Raw genomic sequence first — 15,484 nt, 5'->3', positions numbered from 1 at the left:
CTGGAATAACTTCTGATGTTATCCATTTTCTAAATGGTTTTGCTTCTTTTTTATCACTTCGTAATATCAGAGTATATAATCCACTTTCGTTTGTGAAGTTGGTAATACCAAATTTACTCCCTAAGTTAAACTTAGTCACTTCGTCTTCATCTAATCTCTTGGCTACAACAGTAGGATTTGTTAATTCTAATATATCGCAAACATCTTTTATACAAAACCATACTTCGTTATCCACCAATATTGTTCTTACACTTCCTAAATTTTCTTTACTGAATATTTGAAATCTTTCATCATTTATAACTTGTAATTCGTACATTCTTTTATCCTCCGTTATACTATATTTTTTCTTTCAATTCTTGCCACTTTTTCAGCAACTTCCTTTTCACAGTTTCTTTGAACCAATGTGTCTATGTTTGAACCAGCCTCGTAGTATTCTCTTTTGATTACTCTGTAGTAATCACACAAGGCGTCTTCCAAGTCTACCACTTTTCCTGCAAAATCCTTTGGAACAATGGCGTACATTTCTTCTATTAAGTCAAATACCACCTTTTTTGCTGATTTTAACTTGTGATTGTGTTCATCCAATAAACTTTCTGTAATTTCAAATCCTAGTTCTTGTCTAAGTGTCATAAAATTTTCCTCCTAAAAATATTTGTTTTTTAAGAGAATATATAGTATAATAGTATTGGTTAGATACGTTTTATACGTATATACTCTCTTGTTTTCATACAAGGGAGTTTTTTTATTGGTCAATTTCTTCTTCAATTTTTTCAATTAACCATCTTGTTTTTGTCTTTTTCAACTCTTCTAACTTATTTTCTAATTTTTCAGCTAATTCTTTATTAATATCCACACTGAATGTTTTTAATTTTTTTCTCCTTTCTTTGAAATAATCTGCTCTACTTTTTGCCATTTTAATCACTCTCCTTGTATCTTGATACAATTATATCAAGTATCACGATAAAAGTCAAGAACTTTTTTAAAAAAATCACAGAATTTTTTACATCCTGTGATTTAAAGTAATTATTTAGCTGTCTTAGATATTTCGTCAATATCTACTGTATATCCCATAACTTCTCCAACATCTTTAATTTTACCTTTTACAGTAATTTTATCTCCTTTAGAAAGTTCAGCAACAACCTTTTTCTGTTCATCATTTTTGACATACGCCTGTATACCTGTTAATACAAAATCATCTCCTATAGGATTGATACTGATGTATTTACCTTGAGCATCAATAACGCTTATTTCACCTGTTATTTCATATTCTTTTTTATTATGAGTTTGCTCAGCTTTTAAAGCGTTGTTTTTCAAATCATCAAGTAATTTCTTTGCTGTTATTTTTTCATAAACAACTTCTTTTTTAGTTTCTTCTTTAGTTACTGATGATTGAGTTTGGTTGCTTTCTGTTTTTGTTGTTCCTTCTTTTTTATTTGAAATTGCACCTAAAACTACAAGAACTACCAACAAAATGAACCACCATTTTTTATAAAACGGTTTTTTTTCAATATAGGTTTTTCCATCTTCCCCTATAATCTTTTTTGCCATAAATTTTTCCTCCTTAAAAATAATTTACTATATTATACACTATTTCTAAGAGAAATTAAAGAATGATTTTAAAATCAGAATAACATTATTTTAAATCTTTGTGCGACCCATCCAATCCCAGCTCCTCTTTTATTATTTCTACAATTTGCTCACTCGCATATTTTTTTCTTTGGAAAATCATTTTAAACAGTTTTTTCAGTTTTTTTATCACTTTAATCACCCATTTCCATATTATTTATCGGATTACACCACTATCCCAAACTTAAAAAACAAATATTTTAGTTTCACAGTCATATATTCAATTGTCATTGTCCTGTATTTTTACATAAAAAAATCACAGCTAAATTAATAACTGTGATTATTTTTATATTGACTTTTTTCCAAAATATGCTATAATATAATCAAATAAAATTCGATTATTGTCAAGCCCTTGTTGTTGGGCTTATTTTTTTTTACCTTTTTTCCATTTCAGAAATTTCACAATCCAAAATGCACAAAAAAGAATTATTATTAATACCGATAGTGCCAACTGTATCTTTTCATACATATAAACTACCCCTTTCTTTTAATAATTAAAGTGTAGAGAAAGGCTAGAGGGTTTGGCAACCATAGCCCTTGTTGTTAAATTTATTTCTTCTTGTTTTCTCCGTCTTTATACTCTTTGTATATCATATATACGAATTGTAATATTGTACAGATACTGGCAAGTAGATGGATTTTTTCGATTATTGTCATTTTGCTTAAACCTCCTTTCCGTTCTCTACAGAACTATTATATTGCACCTCTTGGAATTTGTCAATGTATCATCACAGTTATTATATTTAATTGTAATTGTCCTTATTTATATCCTAATCCAACGGCATTCCGCCATTAGTATGAGTTAAGAATGATTTACCGCCAATCGTAGCGTCTCCGCTCACTTCTAAATCCCCCTCAATCTTTACTGCTCCGCTTATATTTATGGAACTGCCTTTTATGCTAACTCCACTATCATTTATTATTACAAGTGTTCCACCGTACGCAATATAGAAGTCATTAGATACATTCTTTTCTGCATCACTTGTTATCTGTCCAACTACAATAGCGTTATTTATATCAAATTTAGCACTGGAGTTTGGCTCGCAAGGCTCAGAAGCATTTCGTGCATTGAATGTATCGTGCTGACAAAATGCTACCAAAACCTTGTCATTTACAGATAACGGAGCATTTATTTTACATTTGCTACCCCAAAATATTGGAGCAATCGGTACATTTTCAATTACTTCTACTTCATCACGAGTGCCAAAAAGTTCAGGAATATCAAGCATTTGTATGCTGCAAATCATATTTGAATTGTCCACTTCCACAATTTTGGCTATTGCAAGGGTATTTAAATTATCAAAACTTCCGTTTATCATACTTTCAATATGATCTCCTACTGTCTTTTTTCTCATTTCTTACCTCCTACTCCATAAGTTCTTACAATTCTATCCCAGTCTTTTTCTTTTTTCTTTCCGCCACTTTTTGTAGTGGTTTTTTTACTTCCTTTCTTTGTTTCTTTTTTACTGTCTTTTTGGCTTTTTTTCTCTTTGTTTTTCTTATCCTTTTCATCTTTTTTGCTTTTTTCTTTGCCCTTTTTCTTTTTAGAAGATTTTTCGTTTTTGCCTTTCTTACCTGTAACAATCTCGATTTCATTAGCTTTTTTAGTTTCTTCGTCATCAAATTTAGTTTTAATTTCTAGTTCTGTATAGGCATCTGTTTTGAAATTCATTACATGCTTGCCTTTTGTAATAAGATACTCCCCTTTAATTTCAAGCTGTTCAAAAGCCTTTTTCAAATCAAGATTAATTTTAAATCCTTCCTGAAATCTATGGTCAAATATTGCTTTTAAGGTATAAGTTCCGTCATTTTCCTTGACATCTTGAAACCTGTTTGGGTCGAACTCTAAAATACCTCTGTTTATCTTGTCTCTTGGTTGAAACGTTACAACTCCATTTGTTATAAAGAAAACGCTTTTTGTGTCTTTTGCCAATTCCTTGAAAATATGTTTTACGTTGTTATGTAAAGTTTTGCCATCCTTATAATCAATATCTTTCCCAAGTTCTATTTTCCCAGCCTTTAATTTATCCAGTTTTGATAAAATAAGTTTTATGATTGTGCTTGCTTTAGTTCCTTTTCCAGCTTTCAAATTAATTTTTGTATCCTTGTATTCATCGTTGTAAGTATTGCAAGTTATCTCAAATTTTTTGTCAGCATTGTTCCAGCTTCCTTTTAAACTCTCAACAATCCCTTTATAAATAACTCCAATATCCTTGTTTTCTCCATCGTTCCAGTATCCTGCTTCAATAACTACTTCCACACCTTTTTTCAGTTTCTTAATCATTTCATCTGTCAAGTTATAGATAACTACTTTAGCAATATTCGTGCTTTCGGTAATATCAAACTCTGTTTCTATCTCAAAGTCAGGTGATGAATCAACAACATTTTCAACTTGAAACCTTTCAAACTCAATTTCTTCTGTTTCGCTTCCGTTTTTCACTTTAAACGTTACTTTTGCATATCTGTCCCACAGAATATAATAATTATTGCTATTTTGTGTATTTTCAGCCATTAAACCACCACCATAATATCTTGCAGCACTCCAGCCGTTTCGGTTGTAAACTCAACATCAAAGCCATTTAAATTAATCGGCAAGGCTATCATCTTAACATTTGGAAATTCCTTATATCTTCTCCTGCATATCAGAAACAAATCTTCATAAGCATTAATTCTCTGTCCAATATGCAAATCCTCGTTATCGCTCTTTATATCCAAATACCAAAGCCCCCTGACGTTATAAATATCCAATGTTGCTACAAGCGTCTTTTTTCCATCATCAAGCAATATTTTATAACTGCTCTTGCCATTTTCTTTATACGTAATATCAAAACTGTATAATTTTTTCATTCTATAACATCTCCTGCTCTAGGATCAATTTCAAATTCATTTTGCATTGATTCATTTAAATTAACTTCTGTAACTTCCCTATTCTGCGTACTTGCTTCAGGAACGTATGCTTCTGTTGTTGTTTTTCCGTCAGCCGTAGTAAATTTAAGCAAATTTATTTCTTTCAGATTTATTGAAACCTTAATACTTGTGTAGCTTTCGTAATTTTCTGAATAACTTACACTTGTGATTGCAAGCGGTGCATAAATCTTATCGAACTTGGTATACATAAACATCGTATAATTTCTTTTTCTTGATTCCTTGACTAGTTTTTCAAGCTCATCTTTCCATTCTTTACCATGCAAAATTACTTCGATTTTTAATGTATAAGGATTTACGAACATATTTTCATTGAAATTGTCTTTTAAATAAGATTTATACCCTGTTATTTCATTATCTTGGCTATAATCAGTTGACAGGACTAAAAGAGGTATAGTGCCTAAAAATCCATTAGGCTTAATACCAAAATATTTTAAATACAGTTTTTCAAGTTTATCTTTCTGAACTTCAAATTCAGCAAACTTTGTCTTTAAAAAATCTAATACTTGCATCCTGTCCCCCTTTACACTATCCCTAATTTTTCAAGTTCACGTTTCAATTCCTGCAATGTTTCATCAGTTCCATTAACATTGAATACAAAGTTGTTGTTGTTTGTGACGACTGTTCCTGTTTCTTTTGCACCACTACGTGTATTTTTCTTGATAGATTTTAAATTATTCAACATATCAAGAGTTGTTGTGTTTCTTGCGACCATGGAACCGTTTGGAAGCCATATCGCTTCATCTCCGTGTTCATCAATGGAAGTTATTCCTCCCCCACCTTGTGCTTGGAAATTATTAGTTCCAACTGCTTTGTGTTTCCCTGTTACAACACCCTTAACTCCACCAATAAATTGCGCTCCACCAGCTTTAACTCCACCCCAATCTAATCTTCCTGCTGATTGGAAAGCGTTTATTAATCCGTGTACCGCAGAAATTGCTGCTTGAATCCTACTTATTATTGCAGATATAGCTGATGATACAGCTGATTTGATTGCGTTCCAAGCGGAATTTATTAAATTTCTTGCAGTTTGATTATGAGTGTATAAACTAACTAATGCACCTATAAACATTCCAACTGGGCCTCCTACTATCATCCTAATTATGGCAGGAATTAATACGCCTATGGCATTCCAAGCTGTTGTTACAATTGCGTGAAATGTTGAATTTGTATTATAAAGGTTTATTATTGCGTTAACCAATATTGATACAACATTTACAATTGCCATAACAATCCCGCTTATTATCGCTCCTACCAATTGAAATACTGAACCAATGTAATTCCAAACTGCTGTTACGAACTCTCTGAATGTCTCATTTTGTGTCCATAGTTGCAGTAAATTTGCAATTACAGCACCGACAACTCCTCCAAAAATAAAACCTACTATAGCCCAACATTGACTAATTGTGTTCCAAATAGACATCATCGCATTTCTAAAACCTTCATTTGTATCCCAAAAATATTTAACAGCCGCTACCACTGCTATTATTGCTGCGATTATAGCCGCTGCAATTAAAACATACGGATTCAACGCCGCTACCGCATTGAAAGCAGATTGTGCCGCAACTAAAGCCCACAAAATTCCAATCCCAACAGCTAATCCTAGAAACACAGTACCCCAAAGCCTTACTGTTTCTTTGTTTTTTTCAACCCATTTGGACATCTCTTGTACTTTTTGAGCGAATGCGTCCACTTTTTCCTTAAATGATTCCAATTTCTGCTTCACTTCATCAGCAGTCATTCCCCATATTTTAGTTTTATCTTTCGCATCGCTTGATTTTGTGCTGAAACCAAATATTGCTCCAATAACAGCCATTATTAAATCGCCGATTGCTCCTAATGCAGTGCCAAGACTTTGCAACGCCGATTCCCAGACTTTGCTTACATCAGCATTTTCCTGCAAATAATCCTGCCATTGCTTAAATAGATTAAATATCACAACCAATCCAACTGCCAGCAATCCATAAAGAACTAATTTAAATAGACTTACTTTCGCAATCGCTTCCTTTATTCCTGTGATAAATGGTCCGATACTTGCTTTTAATTTTTGAAAAACTAATTCTCCTACAACCAACGCTCCTAAAACAGAAACTAACTGTAACAGCCAAGGAGCTTTTTCTGCAACTTGCCCTATTGCCTCAGCAATTCCCATAAACAGTCCTGCAACTGGGACTAATAAAGGCTCTAATGAATCAAATACCGCCGCAAACGTGCTTGACATTGTTCCCATTAACGTTTCAACTGCTCCAGCACTTCCCTGCATCATGAACTTGCTTAATTTTTCAGCTGCTCCACTACTGTTTTTTATTTCGTTTTGAAGTTTTTTTAAATCTTCAATACTTCCATTTAACAAAGTATTTACAGCTCTTCCACCTTGCACTCCAAATATAGTTTTTAAAACTCCAGCCTTGTCAGCGTTTCCCATTTTGTCAGTTACACCTTTTAACCGTTCCAAAATAGAAGTCATATCCTGTAAATTTCCTTTTTCATCTGTAACCTTACCAATCAATTGTTCTAATTTATCTCGTTTTTTAAAATCTTTCATACTTTCAAACATTTGATTTAATCCTGTACCCGCAGTAGAACCTATCAATCCGTTGTCATTCATTTTACCAAGCATTGCATAAACTGTTTCCATAGGAACCCCTAATGCTTTTCCAGAAGCTCCAACGTATTTAAAACCTTCAGCAAGTCTTGGCAAATCCGCCGCAGTATTTTTAGATGTAACAGCTATCATATCAGTTACTTTTTGCGCTTCTTTTGCGGATAACTGATAAGAATTCATGTGCATTTTTACCATTTCAAGTGCCGGCGTGATGTCTGAATTGAATGCTTGTGCTAAATTTGCAGCCGACGGAATAATCTCTTTCATCTCATCTTTTTTTATCCCTAAAGTTGCTCCTGCATTTATAGCTTGTGCAACATCTAAATTATTAAACTTAGTTGCTCCACCAACTTGCTTTGTAAGTTTCCTGTAATCTTTCAAGTCAGTTCCAAAACCTCCAGTCTTAGCAGAAGCCCCACGTAACTCGTAATCAGTCTGTCCGTACTCCTGTAACGCTTCCATTCCAGCCTGTGTAATAAAACTTCCGGCCTTATACAACGCTCCGTCACGAACTTTATTTAAAAGCCCCTTAACTCTTTTCATTGCGCTATCAGCACCTTTTGCAACATTTCCAAGAGGATTTTTAACTGATTTTCCGACTGCTTCCTTTGCCTTGTTCAGCTCATCCATTTTCTTTTTGGCTTCCTGTGTCTCTCTCTTGACATTATCCAGTCCACTTTTTACATTTTTACCTGTTCCAAGCGACTTCATCATATCCTGTGCTGTTTTAAGCTGTGATTTTAATTTATCTCCTTGGGACTGCAAATGTTTCTGCATGTGCTGAATCTGTTTGTTGAAATTATTTAAAGTAACTTTATCTAATGCCTTGGCTAGCCTTTCAGCTTCCTTTTGCATAGACTGTATCCATTGCTTTGCGTTCTTGTCTTTTATGACAAACTCTAACTCGTATGTAACCCCTACTCCGCTAGCCATATTATCTTCCTTTCTTTATTTTCTTTTGTTCTCGCTCTTTTATTTTCTGTATTTCTGTATCATAGAAACACATCTTTAAAAATGTTTCAAATTCCTTTTCAGGAATATCATTTTTGTTATATCTTTCCAAAAACTCAAATGAACTGAAACTCTTAAAATTATCGTTTAATTCAAGCTGAAATGCCAAGTTTTCAACTTCTGTTATTTCCTTTAGCATTTCGTCCTTATTTATATACATTTTCCCTTCATAGAAAAAAGCAGGATTTCTATTTAAGGAAGGGATTTCTTACCACTTCCGACAGGAAAGTAGCTAATTCTGCAATTTCGCTTGCTGGAAAATCTTCGATTTCAAATTTCGGTAATAATCCATCATTATAGAAATCAGTAACCGTATCAGCGAACGAAAATATTCCTTTACCTGTTCCAGGATCAAGTTCCATTTTAGAATATCTAATCGCCTGTCTTGTTGACGGATATTCGCAAATTACATCTTTCGCTTTACCGTCCCAATCAATCAAAGTGTGTTTAAATATCTGTTTAGGTCTTAATCCACCCTGTTGTTTTATTCTTCTTCTTTCGGCTTCATTTCTTCTTTTTTTGATTTCTTCAGCCGTTTCTTCCATTGTTACGGCTTCAACTGCTGCTGTTTCGTTCTTAATTTCTTTATTTTCAACTATTTTATTCTCGCCATCTTGCGTGATAGGTGACAACCCCGCCATTTCTCTTGACATATTAATTGCTTTTTCTTCTTCTTCGTTATATTTTCTTTCTAAATTCATTTTTATTTCTCCTTATATCTTGACATAAAAGACAACCAAATCAGGCGTTTTATCCGCCATATCAGCTGTCTCTTTTCTTGAATTATATTACAAGCTCTCTACTCTCTGCTTCAAACTCCCAAGCCCTAGCTTCAGTACCACTCTCATTTGCATACTTCAATCCAGCCTTTTTCTTAAACGAAACGCCGTTATAAATGTAAGTTTCATTTGTATTTGTATCAGTAATTACCATAAACATTGGAAACAGTCCTTTATTCGCTTTCCAAAGTTTGTGCAGCCTTTCCATTGTTCTGTGTTCTTCACTTCCGTAAAGCAGGCTTAACGTAATAGATACACTTTCATCTACCGATACGTTTACCACTTTCTGTCCACAGCTTGCAATCGTGGAACTTGAACTTTCTGTATTCGGATCGTCTTCAAAACCATCTTCGTGTCTGCAAGTAATCGCATAAGGAATTCCTGCGGCAGTCAGTATGATTTTGACGTTATCCACGTTATATTGTTTTGTTGCCATATATCTTTACCTCCTTATTTATTAAAAATAATTTCTCCGTCTGTTGTAATTGCTCCAGTAAGCGAAACATATCTAACGCCGTTCAGATAAGTAACTTTTAAATCAAATTTGAATTTCCCTTCCCTGATTGACTCCTGTGTTATCTCATCTACTGTCAAATGTCCTAACTTAATATTTATCTCGTTGCCATTCTTATCTTTTTGAGTTATGATTCCAAAATAGCTTCCAGCATTATCCACCATAAACATTCCGGCATTAGCACCTTGTCTACAACGTTCTCTAATTATTGATTCTATCATCAGTCTTCCAGTATCATTCAAAGGTATTTTATCTTTTCTCACCTGGAAGATTGTCAAATCCTTTTTCAATCCATCTCTTAACCAAATCTCAATCAATTTCAATTCAATAAGCGTCTTACTATCTGAATTAATCCCATTTACAACATGAAAATATCCTTGCGTTGGTTTAGATAGATAATTCAATCCAGCGTCCCAGAATGCCTTTTGCTCTGTTTTTGTGAAGTTCTCCTGCACGAATCCGTTAATTTGTGTAGAATGCACAATATAACTTCCCAAATCCTTGTATCCTACCGTTCCACCAACCAATGCTCCAGTAAGCCAGTTTCCTTTTGCCAAGTTCTTAGCCCCTTCAATAACAAATGCTACATTGTCAACATTATTATCTGTCTGTAGTGCTACGGCTTTGGCTGAATTTCCTAATTTTTCATAATTTACAGCTATAAAGAACTGCTTATCCTTGTCAGTTTTTGCATAAGCTATAATACTGTCTATGTAATTTTTCTCTGCGACTATATCCATATTAGTAATCCAGTTGGTAACCTCGAAAGCGTCCTCATGATCTACATAAGTTTTCATAAGTTCCGTAAACGTAGTTGCTGTATTGTTTCCGTACACTACAACATTTAATGGAGTGTATGATTGTGAATAGGCACTTGCTATTAACTTATAAAAAATATGATTCTCATCTAATCCACTCACATTCAGCTCCAATAAATCCTTTGGCTCTGTAATATAAGTTGGCGATATTGCGAAGTCTTTTGTAAAAAACATTAAGCTTCTGACATCGGCATAAAATGCTCTGTTATTTTCTGATTTTATTTGTACATTATTCAATGTATTCAAATCATTTCTTTCTATTGCCATTATTCCTCCCTAAAATCTTTATTTATATAATGCTCTGCAAAATAGCTAAATTGCAGAACTTGTTTGTAATATTTTCTGCCCATAAAATTAAAAGGCGTTTCCTGTATCTTATATACTTTCCGTATTTTCCTTTGATGTTTTCTATCATTAAAGTAATCATTTGTTGCGTTTGTATTTGCCAAAAACATATAAAGCATATCAAAATCATTATCTTTCTCTCGTGATTCCAAAGTCAAAAGTGCCTGTATTTCCTCATCATAACAATATTTATCGTTTCCAAAAGGAATAGGACCGCCTGCATCTTCAATATACAGATTATAGAAAACAAGTGGAAATTTAAGTTTTTCATACTGTTCAGCCGAAATTTCATCACGTTTTTCTTCATTGATAACTTGATTTATGCCAAACTTTTTACAAAACTCTTTAATATCATTCACAACTTCTTTTCTAATTTCGCTTGTCATCTATATTCAGCTCCATTCTTAAAAACTCTCCATAATTTTCTTCAATATTAACTATCCTATAAATCACACCGTTGTGTTTTATTTTCATATTTTCGGAAATTTTGAAGCCGTCTGTATCATTCAGAATGTAATATCCTTCTTTCTTATTCGATAAAAAACTTCCGTCCATACTTTGTGGAAACGATGAATTGTGTTTTGGCGTTAATACAGCCATTTTCACAGTCTTTTCTATCTTGTTTTGAATCGGATTTCCTAAATCATCAAATTCAATTTCAGAATTTTCTGAATATATAGTTACATCATCAGAAAACTTCCTTATAACTTTTAAAACTTTTCTAATAGCCGCCCTAACTTTCCTATCCATTATCCACCACCTCTCCCAACAATTCTTCCACCATTAATCTTAGCGGCAATATTACTTTTAAAACACCCTGTTTCAATCATCGGATTGTTAAATCCTTTTCTCATAATTGTCACAGGACTGTTTGCTGGACTTTTAATTCTTTCAATCATTGCTTTATATTTTGTGCTTGCCTCTGTTCCAATTTTATTAGTCATTGCATCTACACTAAAACTACCATTTATAATCTTGGCAATTCCTTCTTTAAAGTATCTAGCCGCCATTGGCTTAAACTGTTCAAAAGCCTTTTGGTTATAATTCCATCCTGGAACTCCACGACTAGAACCTGTGTCAAGAACATTAGACAGTCCAAAAGCATTAAATCCGCCTTTAACACTATAATTAGTTACTGTTCCAACTTCAATTTTTTGCCTGTTCATCGCCATTAACTTTTCTAGATTCTTGTTTTTGGGCTTCTCCTTTATTTTCAGTTTGCACGGCATTCTTATCACCCAGCTCTATAATTTCAATATTAAGTTTTCTTTCCTCAATTTCCTCTTTCGCAATATTCATTCTGCGAGGTGTCAAATCTAACTCATTATCGCCTTCTTTAAGCAATATATGATTTAATTTGACAAGCAGGATTTCTCCTTTTTCCTTGTTTTTAAAATTAAACATAATCCGCTCCTTAAACTATTGATACAGTTGTTTCGTTTTCATCAATTCCAAGTGTTTTTAACAACTGTTTATACATCACTAAATATTGATTGTTCCCACCTGTTTCTTCAATTACAATGTTAGATACTTGAACTTTTGTAAAATCAAAATCATATAATGAAGTGATTAAATATCCAAAAAGATATATTTTAAGCAATTTTTCTTTTTCACTGCTATGTTTTTCTCCAGCGACTTTATAAAACTGCTCAACAACCCCTACATCAAAATCTGAAGTTTCGGGAATATATTTTTTTAATTCTTCCAAAATTTCATCTGTCATTACTCATCAACTCTTTCGCCGACAAGTTTATTTTCTGATAAAGTTTCAAATTCTGCTTCAGTTAATTCCAGCCTATCGCCAATTTCGTATCTAATATCGTTAAATCTCAAAGGCGTTAAAGCTACTGCCTCAACAATAGCTTTTGCCTCTTCCTTTTTATTCTCTTTTGCCATTCAATTCACCTACCCAACTGTTGCTATGAACATGCTGTTTATTATTGATGGATTTGGGGCAACTAAATCTTCAATTACAACGTTTACATTATTCACAACTCCCGCTGATTTTGATTCAGGCACAACTTCCACAGTTGCAAATGTTCCTGCTATATCTACAACTTCTCTATCTCCTAAATATCCAAGTAATTCATCAGTTTTGGTTGGAGTTGGCCCGTATTCCATTGTTCCTAATTGTCCGTTTGGAATTAGTGTAACAACATTGTCCGGAAATACATTTTTAGTCATTTTTCCAACTTTTATTTTTTCGTCCCAAATCAATATCGTCATTCCAATTACGTCCTCGATAGTAGATTTAATAAGTGCTGGAGTAACCGTAACAATAGTATTCTTAAATAATGCTTTTACAGTATCGTGTTTTTTTAGTGCATTATACGTAGCTTTTGACATTAAAGCTATTTCTACGTTTCCTCCGCCTTCTTCAACCGTTTCTTTCCATCTCTCTAAATCTTCAAGCGGTTTTGCTGTTGCAGCACTCCAAATATTAGTTCCTGCTAACGTTTCTTTGTATTTATCAGCAAGTCTATAATTAATTGTCTGTCCTCCACCGTTTTCATCAACAAACGTTACTTTGGCTGTTGATAAAAATTGTGAAACTGTATAAGCTGCAATTGCTCTTGCACTTCCTAAAAATCCGTTTTTCCCTGCGAATTTATTAAAAATATTTTCTGAATAACTAGCAATTATTGACTGGTTATTTGTATTCAAAATTTCTAGCAATTCTTTTCTGCGTTTCTCGTCAAGCTTCATACCTTCTCTAAAAAACTGCTTATCCCCTTTTGTTGTTGTTTTCAAATCCCAGTCTCTAAACATTACATCCGCATCTAGTTGGCTACTTTGTAATATTTCAACTGCTCCACCGTCTAAACTTCCAAATGTATTTATATCAAATGTGTTTGAAAATACAGCTGGAAACATTGCTTCTACTAACGTAGTTCCTTTTACTCCTGCATAATACTTATTTAAGCTCTTTGCGTTTAATAAATCTGTTAAATTCATTGGCATTTCTTAACCTCCTATTTTCTATCCTTATAAATGTAAGTTATCCCTGCTGGTAACTCCGCTTTTGTAACCGTAATTGGCGTAGAATGTTCTTTTCCTACTGCAATTAATTTATCTAAATATGCAACTCCTTCAAGTGAGACTGTCGCTTGTTCGTTGTCGTTATAATATTTAAACTCAACATCATGCAATAACACAGCTTCCGCCTGCGTTCCTGTCCCTGTCGGAATTACAAATGCTCCTGTTTCTCTTAAATCTTCTCCATTTTTTGCTTTAACAAGTGTTCCAGCTAACAAATACTCTTTATTGGTATTTTTGTCTTTGTAAATGTAATTAGCAAAATCTGATTTTAATATTTTCACTTGCACATTCAGTTTTTCTTTGTGCATTACTGTTCTTTTTAACATCTCAACCTCCTAAAATTTTGTAAGATCTGTTTCGTTGTTTTTGTTTTTCTCAATCATTCTGTCAACAAAATCTTTTTCGTCTTTCTTTTTATCCTTTGGATTGAATCCTCCGTTTGTTATAGAGTTCTTTTTCAAGAAATCTGTTGTGAACTCTTTTTCTTTAGCCGCTACATTCTTAACTGCCAACTCAAGACTTTCAATTGTCATATCTGGTGCAATTTGAACTAAATCAGCGAATTGTGGACTAATCTTTAACTCTGTTATTAGCTCGTTTTTTCTAGTTTTTAAAGTTGTCAGATTTAACTGTTTTTTAGTTTCGGCAAGTTCTTTTTCAATTTTTTCTTTTTCCAAATTTGCCAATTCTTCAGCAGTTTTACCGTGCTTTTGAAATTCTTCAAGCTGTTTATTGCTATGCCCGAGCTGTGATTTTAAAGAATTAATTTCCTTATCTTTTTCAGCCTGTGCCTTTTTAAAATTCTCAATTTCGGTTTTTAAGTCATCAAGAGTTGGCTCATTGCCACCTGTACCAGTTCCTTCTCCATTTCCTTTTCCGTCTTCCGGTTCTTCATAATTTAAATTGAATCTCTTTTCTAGTTTTTTTAACATTTCATTTCTCCTTGTTTTTTTAGATTATTTTTCTGTAACTCATAAATGATTTACAGCATTGATACTCTATAATTTTTTGAGATTTGACATCAAACAACTCATAAATGATTCGTAATCTTTCAACTCTCAAGAATTTTGGTTTATATCTTCAATTTCTTCTTTTGTTTCAGGAAAATAAACAGTAGCCCAACATCTGCACCCTGGCTCTTCTCCAGGGACTATCTCGGCATTATCCCAGTTATAGATAACTCCGTCTCTTGCTTCGTGTGTCGGTCTGACACGCTCATCTCCCATTGTGTTCCACTCGAAATATTCGCTTTCGCTTGCAATTATTTCTTTCAAAAAGTCTTTATAATAATTGCCCAGCATATTCCTAGCTCTAAATTTAGCATTATTTCTCAATTTATCTTTTAAATCAGTTTTTTCCTTGTTTTCTTCAATATAATTATTCAAATTGTTTTGCCATTCTTTTATTTCTTTTATCTGTTTTACTGCTATTTCTGTATGCTTTTTAACATCTATATCTTTCGATTTCTTAAATTTTTTCTCATAAGAAATGCTATAATTAACAAATATTTTCATTAAATTTGAATAATCAATATCTGCCTTTTTGCTATTAAATATCGAAAATGCCACTCTTTTGAAAAAATTAAATAACTTTTTCTCAACTTTATGATTCCATTTAAAATCTATTTTAATCATACAAACCACTCAGATCTTGCAAAGTGTCATCCATCACTTTTTCTATTAAATTTTTAAGTTTATACTCTTCGTCAATCTCTTTTGCCTTGCTTATTACATCAAGGGCTAATGATAAAGTTGTTAATTTAGAACTCTTTTCATTTTCCATAAATGTATCAAAATATGTATAATTATTTTCAGTTAATTCA

25 protein-coding genes are annotated in these 15,484 nt (G+C 33.0%); all 25 read right to left on the bottom strand.

Features of this window, described 5'->3' with window-relative positions:
• Positions 1-316, bottom strand: a 316-nt coding sequence (locus Q0370_RS10810; protein WP_299575597.1) for a Bro-N domain-containing protein, incomplete at its 3' end; no start/stop codon positions are given.
• A 14-nt stretch (positions 317-330) separates the two neighbouring features.
• Positions 331-630, bottom strand: coding sequence for a hypothetical protein (locus Q0370_RS10805; protein ID WP_299575595.1), 300 nt, complete (start codon positions 628-630; stop codon positions 331-333).
• Between the two features lie 112 nt (positions 631-742).
• Entirely contained in the window at positions 743-913 is a 171-nt protein-coding gene (locus tag Q0370_RS10800) for a hypothetical protein (protein WP_299575593.1), read from the bottom strand.
• A gap of 110 nt (positions 914-1,023) precedes the next feature.
• The gene (locus Q0370_RS10795) at positions 1,024-1,548 is read right to left on the bottom strand and encodes a hypothetical protein (protein ID WP_299575591.1); all 525 of its coding nucleotides are present in this window, start codon (positions 1,546-1,548) and stop codon (positions 1,024-1,026) included.
• Between the two features lie 85 nt (positions 1,549-1,633).
• Positions 1,634-1,759 (bottom strand): hypothetical protein, encoded by a 126-nt coding sequence (locus Q0370_RS10790; protein WP_299575589.1) that lies wholly within the window; start codon positions 1,757-1,759, stop codon positions 1,634-1,636.
• Between the two features lie 637 nt (positions 1,760-2,396).
• The gene (locus tag Q0370_RS10785) at positions 2,397-2,981 is read right to left on the bottom strand and encodes a hypothetical protein (RefSeq protein ID WP_299575587.1); all 585 of its coding nucleotides are present in this window, start codon (positions 2,979-2,981) and stop codon (positions 2,397-2,399) included.
• Positions 2,978-4,138, bottom strand: coding sequence for a hypothetical protein (locus Q0370_RS10780; protein ID WP_299575585.1), 1,161 nt, complete (start codon positions 4,136-4,138; stop codon positions 2,978-2,980). Before Q0370_RS10780 ends, Q0370_RS10785 begins: the two co-directional genes overlap by 4 nt.
• A complete protein-coding gene (locus tag Q0370_RS10775) occupies positions 4,138-4,473 on the bottom strand; it encodes a hypothetical protein (protein WP_299575583.1) in 336 nt (111 codons plus the stop codon). The genes Q0370_RS10780 and Q0370_RS10775 overlap by 1 nt, the downstream gene beginning before the upstream one ends.
• Positions 4,470-5,063: a phage baseplate protein gene (locus tag Q0370_RS10770; RefSeq protein ID WP_299575581.1), complete on the bottom strand. Its 594-nt coding sequence runs from the start codon at positions 5,061-5,063 to the stop codon at positions 4,470-4,472. The genes Q0370_RS10775 and Q0370_RS10770 overlap by 4 nt, the downstream gene beginning before the upstream one ends.
• 11 nt (positions 5,064-5,074) lie before the next feature.
• Complete coding sequence (locus Q0370_RS10765) at positions 5,075-8,089, bottom strand: phage tail tape measure protein (protein ID WP_299575579.1); 3,015 nt, start codon at positions 8,087-8,089, stop codon at positions 5,075-5,077.
• A gap of 1 nt (position 8,090) precedes the next feature.
• Positions 8,091-8,327 carry a hypothetical protein gene (locus tag Q0370_RS10760; protein WP_299575577.1) on the bottom strand — a complete coding sequence of 79 codons (237 nt, stop codon included), beginning with the start codon at positions 8,325-8,327 and terminating at the stop codon, positions 8,091-8,093.
• 28 nt (positions 8,328-8,355) lie between these two features.
• Complete coding sequence (locus Q0370_RS10755; RefSeq protein ID WP_299575575.1) at positions 8,356-8,868, bottom strand: hypothetical protein; 513 nt, start codon at positions 8,866-8,868, stop codon at positions 8,356-8,358.
• A gap of 82 nt (positions 8,869-8,950) precedes the next feature.
• Complete coding sequence (locus Q0370_RS10750; RefSeq protein WP_299575573.1) at positions 8,951-9,382, bottom strand: phage protein; 432 nt, start codon at positions 9,380-9,382, stop codon at positions 8,951-8,953.
• Positions 9,383-9,396: 14 nt separating this feature from the next.
• The gene (locus Q0370_RS10745) at positions 9,397-10,545 is read right to left on the bottom strand and encodes a hypothetical protein (protein WP_299575570.1); all 1,149 of its coding nucleotides are present in this window, start codon (positions 10,543-10,545) and stop codon (positions 9,397-9,399) included.
• Positions 10,545-11,009: a hypothetical protein gene (locus Q0370_RS10740; protein ID WP_299575568.1), complete on the bottom strand. Its 465-nt coding sequence runs from the start codon at positions 11,007-11,009 to the stop codon at positions 10,545-10,547. Before Q0370_RS10740 ends, Q0370_RS10745 begins: the two co-directional genes overlap by 1 nt.
• Entirely contained in the window at positions 10,993-11,373 is a 381-nt protein-coding gene (locus Q0370_RS10735) for a hypothetical protein (RefSeq protein WP_299575566.1), read from the bottom strand. The genes Q0370_RS10740 and Q0370_RS10735 overlap by 17 nt, the downstream gene beginning before the upstream one ends.
• Positions 11,373-11,789: a hypothetical protein gene (locus tag Q0370_RS10730; protein WP_299575564.1), complete on the bottom strand. Its 417-nt coding sequence runs from the start codon at positions 11,787-11,789 to the stop codon at positions 11,373-11,375. Before Q0370_RS10730 ends, Q0370_RS10735 begins: the two co-directional genes overlap by 1 nt.
• Positions 11,770-12,027, bottom strand: coding sequence for a hypothetical protein (locus tag Q0370_RS10725; RefSeq protein ID WP_299575562.1), 258 nt, complete (start codon positions 12,025-12,027; stop codon positions 11,770-11,772). Before Q0370_RS10725 ends, Q0370_RS10730 begins: the two co-directional genes overlap by 20 nt.
• Before the next feature lie 10 nt (positions 12,028-12,037).
• Entirely contained in the window at positions 12,038-12,346 is a 309-nt protein-coding gene (locus Q0370_RS10720; RefSeq protein WP_299575560.1) for a hypothetical protein, read from the bottom strand.
• Complete coding sequence (locus Q0370_RS10715) at positions 12,346-12,519, bottom strand: hypothetical protein (RefSeq protein ID WP_299575558.1); 174 nt, start codon at positions 12,517-12,519, stop codon at positions 12,346-12,348. The genes Q0370_RS10720 and Q0370_RS10715 overlap by 1 nt, the downstream gene beginning before the upstream one ends.
• A gap of 9 nt (positions 12,520-12,528) precedes the next feature.
• Positions 12,529-13,584 (bottom strand): major capsid protein, encoded by a 1,056-nt coding sequence (locus Q0370_RS10710; protein WP_299575556.1) that lies wholly within the window; start codon positions 13,582-13,584, stop codon positions 12,529-12,531.
• Between the two features lie 11 nt (positions 13,585-13,595).
• A complete protein-coding gene (locus Q0370_RS10705) occupies positions 13,596-13,988 on the bottom strand; it encodes a hypothetical protein (protein WP_299575554.1) in 393 nt (130 codons plus the stop codon).
• A gap of 9 nt (positions 13,989-13,997) precedes the next feature.
• On the bottom strand, positions 13,998-14,594 hold the full coding sequence (locus Q0370_RS10700) for a hypothetical protein (RefSeq protein ID WP_299575552.1): 597 nt from the start codon (positions 14,592-14,594) through the stop codon (positions 13,998-14,000).
• A gap of 126 nt (positions 14,595-14,720) precedes the next feature.
• Entirely contained in the window at positions 14,721-15,296 is a 576-nt protein-coding gene (locus Q0370_RS10695; RefSeq protein WP_299575550.1) for a minor capsid protein, read from the bottom strand.
• On the bottom strand, positions 15,289-15,484 hold a 196-nt coding region (locus Q0370_RS10690; RefSeq protein ID WP_299575548.1), incomplete at its 5' end, for a hypothetical protein. The genes Q0370_RS10695 and Q0370_RS10690, both read right to left, overlap by 8 nt.

The organism is uncultured Leptotrichia sp., assembly GCF_938036635.1.
GTDB classification, from domain to species: domain Bacteria; phylum Fusobacteriota; class Fusobacteriia; order Fusobacteriales; family Leptotrichiaceae; genus Leptotrichia; species Leptotrichia hongkongensis.
This window is presented reverse-complemented; position numbering and strand designations above follow the sequence as displayed.